A 5,018-nucleotide genomic window follows, 5' to 3' on the forward strand; every position below is an offset into this window, starting at 1 on the left:
CCCCCGAGCTGCTCGACGAGCTGTACCTTCGCGGCCGAGGTTCCGCCGGTCGCGAGCAGGTCGTCGTGGATCAGGACGCGTGTTCCGGCCGGGATCGCGTCCTCGTGTAGCTCGAGGATCGCGTCGCCGTACTCGAGCGCGTACTCGACGCTCGCTGTCTCTGCCGGCAGCTTGCCCAGCTTGCGCACGGGCACGAAGCCTGCGCCGAGCTCGATCGCCATGGGTGCGCTGAAGATGAAGCCGCGGCTCTCCATGCCGACCACGATGTCGATCTGCGTGCCGCGGAAGGGCTCGAGCATCAGCCCGATCGACTCCTTGAACGCGGCCGCGTCCTTGAGCAGCGTGGTGATGTCGTAGAACAGGATGCCCGGCTTGGGGAAGTCGGGGATCTCGCGGATGAGCTTCTTCAGATGGGTGCAGTCCATGCGTGCCTGGTTTATGGAAGTGGTTGCGGAACTCGTTGCTGAAGTCTCTGGCATCAGGTCTACCTCGCCCCCTGGTTTACCACGCACCCTCGATGCGGAACGTGTTCAGCTCCGGCACCGGCTGCGCTTCGGTTTCGCTGACGTCGTCCACCCGCGCCGCGCGCGGTCCCTGGTGGAGTTTGCCGCGCAGCGCGACCTGTTGCTCGCGCGTGCCGGTGGCCAGCACCTCTACCGCGCCCGAGGGCGCGTTGCGCACCCACCCGGCGATCCCCAGGCTGCGCGCCTCGCGCTCCACATAGAAGCGGAAGCCCACACCCTGCACGCGGCCTTTTACCACGTAGCGCCTGGTCTCGACTTGTGCGGCTTCTGCCAACGGCTTACGCGCGGGAAAGGTACGTGCCTTCGCTGGTGTCCACGCGGATCTTCTCGCCCTCGCCGATGAACGGCGGCACCTGCACGATGAGCCCGGTCTCGGTCTTGGCCGGCTTGGTCACGCTCGAAGCGGTTGCCGACTTTATCCCCGGCTCGGTCTCGATCACGGTCAGGTCCACCGTCTGCGGCAGCTCCACGCCCACCGGCTTCTCGTCGTGGAACTCGATCTTGATCTGCAGGTTGGGCGTGAGGTACTCCACCGCGTCACCGAGCGTATCGCGCGTCAGGTGCAGCTGCTCGTAGTTCTCGGTGTTCATGAAGTAGTAGTCGTCGCCATCTTTATAGAGGTATTCCATCTGGACCTCGTCGAGCACCACTTTGTCGACGGAATCCTCGGCGCGGAACTTGTAGTCCATCATCGCGCCGGTGCGCAGGTTGCGCAGCTTCGCCTGGATGAACCCGCGCTTGTTCCCCGGGGTGCGGTGCTCCACGCTGAATACCTGGTGCAGATCCTTGTTGTGCATGATGACCGCGCCGGGGCGCAGCAGTGTCGCGGTGATGGCCATGACTGAAGACTTCTCCTGGGGTTACTAAAAAAATGTCTTCCTGAGACGATTCGCCGCCGGATCGCGCCGCCGGCCCTGCTAGACGAACGGGGGCAGCGAGGCAGGATTACACATTAGATTCTAGCATTGGTCATGCTGAGGAACCGAGGGCCGGCGTCCTCTCCAGCCGGGGTATCGGTGACGAAGCATCTCAAGTGTCAAAACATCTCAAAACTGGAAGTACAAGAACGGGCTTTCCTTCTGCAGCAGCAAGATCGTCCACCCCAGCACGATGGCCAGCGCATACGCGTAACGCGGCTTGGGCTCGAACTTGATCTCCCATGAATTCGGCGCGAAGTTGGCGATGGCCCACGCCACCATGATCGTCGCCACATACATGGCGTTGGCGTGCAGCGAGCCCACGCCGGCCGCGCCGAACATCTCGCGGAAGATGCCCATCGCCTGCGCCAGCGTCGCGGAGCGGAAGAACACCCAGCCGAACCCGACCAGCAAGAACGTTAGGGCGCGTCCGAGCGCCACCGACTTTGGAACCAGGCCGCGCTCCCGCAGCAGGTTGTAGCCCGCGAGCAGCACGCCGTGGTACAGGCCCCAACACACGAACGTCCAGTTGGCGCCGTGCCACAACCCGCCCAGGAACATGGTGATGAACAGGTTCACCGCGGTGCGCGCCATGCCTTTGCGCGAGCCGCCCAGCGGGATGAACAGGTAGTCGCGCAGCCAGGTCGAGAGCGAGATGTGCCAGCGCCGCCAGAAGTCGGAGATGTTCACCGCTTTGTACGGCGAATTGAAATTGATGGGGAACTGGATGCCGAGCAGGTGCGCGAGTCCGACGGCCATATCGCTGTAGCCGGAAAAATCGAAGTAGATCTGGAAGGTGTAGCCGAGCACGCCCAGCCACGCCGCGAGCGCGCCTTGCCCATTGGGCGCGGCGAAGTAGGCATTCACCGGACCGGCAAGCTGGTCTGCGATGAGCAGCTTCTTCGCCATGCCGACGACGAAAAAGTAAATGCCGGTGGCGGCCTCGTCCCACGGCAGCTTCTTCTTCAGCTCATTGAACTGGTCTTCGATGTCGGAGTAGCGCACGATCGGACCCGCAACCAGGTGCGGAAACATCGCGACGAAGGTGGAAAAATGCAGCAGGCTCTTCGCCGGCTTCACCACGCGGCGATAGATGTCGATGGTGTACGACATCGAATTGAAGGTATAGAACGAGATGCCGATGGGCAGCACGATCACCAGCATGGGTGCGAACCCGCTCATCCCCAGCTTCACCGCCGTCTCGTTCACGCTCGCCGCGAAGAATCCGTAATACTTGAAGAAGCCAAGGATGGCGAGGTTGAACGTCATCGACGCCGCCAGCCAGCGCTTGCGATACGCGGCGTCTTCGCTCGCCGCGATCTTCTGCCCGGCGATCCAGTCCACCGTGGTCGACGCCCACATCAGCGGCAGGAAGCGCCAGTCCCACCAGCCGTAGAACACGTAACTCGCGAGCGTGAGGAAGGCGAGCCGCGCCGCGTCGTTCGAATGAAAGACGCTGCGCAGCTTCCACCATCCCAGCAGCACGATGGGCAGGAAGACGAAGATGAAGATGTAGCTATTGAACAGCATGCGTGCTCGGCCCTGTCTGATTTGCGAGCGGGACTTTTGCCAGAAAGACGACCAGCCGCTCGGCGTTATACGCGTCCACGTGGACGCCATCGTAGAAATGCTCGGCCGCACCGCCAAAACTCTCAGGCCGGCTCAAGTCCACGAACTCCGCACTCTCGCGCTGCGCCACCTGCTGCGCCGCGGCGTAGGCTTCGCGCTTGCGCTGCGGATAGCCAAAGGGCGCCAACGCCCGCTCCAGTTCGGGATGCACCGGCGTAGCGAACACGATCACGCGCGCGCCCTGCTCGCGCGCGTAACGCAGCGTGGCGGCAAAGTAATCGAGCCGGTCGCGCGCGACGCCGGTGTAACTCTGGTAGCGCGGGATGTACTCCGCGGCCGTGCCTTCGATCTTCGCCTGCAAGTCATAGTTTCCTGCCGCGCGCTGCCGCAGCCACGGATCTTCCTTGATCGACCCGTCGGCCGCGAACTCCACCGCGTTCACTTTCTTCCCCCCCATGCGGTCGTAGAGCGACAGGAAACTCAGCTTGGTCTGGTAGACGGTGAACAGGTTGGTGAAGCGGCGCCACGCCGCGCCCCGGGCCTCGCCCTTCTGCAGGTATCCGCCGAGCGCGTTGGGCTGCATGAGGTATTCGTTCTCCGGTTCATGATCATGGAAAGCTTCGGCGTCGAGTCCGATGAGCACCAGCTGCGGCCGCACGCCCGCGCGCTCGACCGCGTAACGCAGCAGCACGTAGAAGTCTTCGCTGTAGGCGGCGTTCACCGCCGCGTTGAAGGTACGCAATCCGGTGACGCGCTCGACCTCCGCCGGCGCGATCGTCATCAGCCGTGACGAGCCGAGGATGAGCGCTTCTGGTCTTGTCTGCGGATTGGTCTGCGAAGAAAGCGCAGCCGCGGCCAACAGCTCCGCCTTGGCCGCGCGCGTGTTCCACGTCACCGGTGGCAGCAGATGGGCGGAGTAGATGCCCTCCGGGTTGACGAGATAGTTCAGCAACCCGATGGCTGCAAGCAGCGCGAACAGCAATCCAAGAAAGCGGCGGACGAACCTCCGCCACGCGGCGGCCTGCGACGCAGGCCCTTCCGCGGCGATGGCGGGAGCTTCCACGCTAACGTACTGCATCCGGCTTCCCTCGGGGATTGCCTCTCTCAACCTCTGCCCACTCAACATTTTGCGTGCGATGCGCCCGATTATCGCACGCAGCCGCGAAGCAACACTCTCAGTCACTGCGCCGAAGTGCACAGTTTTCTACTGCCAAATGATTTCTCCTTGGCAACTCCGGTAGCGCGTCGTGATTTCCTACTGGAGACGCGATCGGCCCACCGAGATCCACATTCAAGTTCGAGGAGGAGTTCTATATGAAGGTCCACGAGATCATGACTTCGGATCCACGCACCGCCACGCCCGACACCACGCTGCTCGAGATCGCCACCATGATGAAAGAGGAGGACGTGGGGGTGATCCCCATCGTCGACGATGACCGCGTCATTGGCGTGGTCAGCGACCGCGACATCGTGTTGCGCTGCGTCGCCGACGGCAAAGACGCGAACGACTGCACCGCTGAAGACGTGATGTCCACCGGCGTGAAGACCATCGACCCCGAATCCGACGTCGACGACGCTGCCCGCAAAATGGCGGAGGCGCGGATCCGCCGCCTCCCGGTGGCGAAGAACGGCAAGCTCGTCGGCATGCTCTCGCTCGGCGACATCGCCGTCAACGCCAGCGAAAGCGAAGAAGAGACCACCGCCGAGACGCTCGAAGAAGTGTCGCAGGGCGTGAAAGGCCAGGGACGCAAGCAGCGTTCGACCTCGCAGCCCGCGAGCACCGGCTCGCGATCGGCCAGCGAGCGCGAAGCGCAAAATGCCCGTCGTGAGCAGAGAAAGACTGAGCAGAAGAAGTCCGCGCAGGGCGTCTCCAACCGTGCCAGTCGAACGAAACAGAGCCAAAACCAAAAGAAAGTCGCGGCGAAGGTGGCGCCGCGCCGCTCGACCGGCAGACGCCGGGCGAGCTGAGCGACCGTAGTCACCCTTCCGCGCCCGGTAGAGACGGGGC

The 5,018-nt window shown here is 63.4% G+C and carries 6 protein-coding genes; 1 reads left to right on the top strand and 5 read right to left on the bottom strand.

What is annotated here, in order from left to right; translation table 11 throughout:
* The 5 genes from M3P27_08680 to M3P27_08700 all read right to left on the bottom strand — a co-directional run.
* On the bottom strand, positions 1-479 hold a 479-nt coding region (locus M3P27_08680), incomplete at its 3' end, for an adenine phosphoribosyltransferase (protein MDP9268382.1).
* A 22-nt stretch (positions 480-501) separates the two neighbouring features.
* Positions 502-798: an acylphosphatase gene (locus M3P27_08685; protein MDP9268383.1), complete on the bottom strand. Its 297-nt coding sequence runs from the start codon at positions 796-798 to the stop codon at positions 502-504.
* A gap of 4 nt (positions 799-802) precedes the next feature.
* Entirely contained in the window at positions 803-1,363 is a 561-nt protein-coding gene (gene efp, locus M3P27_08690; GenBank protein MDP9268384.1) for an elongation factor P, read from the bottom strand.
* A 207-nt stretch (positions 1,364-1,570) separates the two neighbouring features.
* Positions 1,571-2,971 (bottom strand): MBOAT family protein, encoded by a 1,401-nt coding sequence (locus M3P27_08695; protein MDP9268385.1) that lies wholly within the window; start codon positions 2,969-2,971, stop codon positions 1,571-1,573.
* Entirely contained in the window at positions 2,958-4,088 is a 1,131-nt protein-coding gene (locus M3P27_08700; protein ID MDP9268386.1) for a DUF1574 family protein, read from the bottom strand. Before M3P27_08700 ends, M3P27_08695 begins: the two co-directional genes overlap by 14 nt.
* 236 nt (positions 4,089-4,324) lie before the next feature.
* Here M3P27_08700 and M3P27_08705 point away from each other — a divergent pair, with 236 nt between their 5' ends.
* Positions 4,325-4,978: a CBS domain-containing protein gene (locus M3P27_08705; GenBank protein ID MDP9268387.1), complete on the top strand. Its 654-nt coding sequence runs from the start codon at positions 4,325-4,327 to the stop codon at positions 4,976-4,978.
* The last annotated feature ends 40 nt before the right edge of the window (positions 4,979-5,018 follow it).

This window comes from Acidobacteriota bacterium, from assembly GCA_030774055.1.
Taxonomy (GTDB): Bacteria; Acidobacteriota; Terriglobia; order Terriglobales; family Acidobacteriaceae; genus JACPNR01.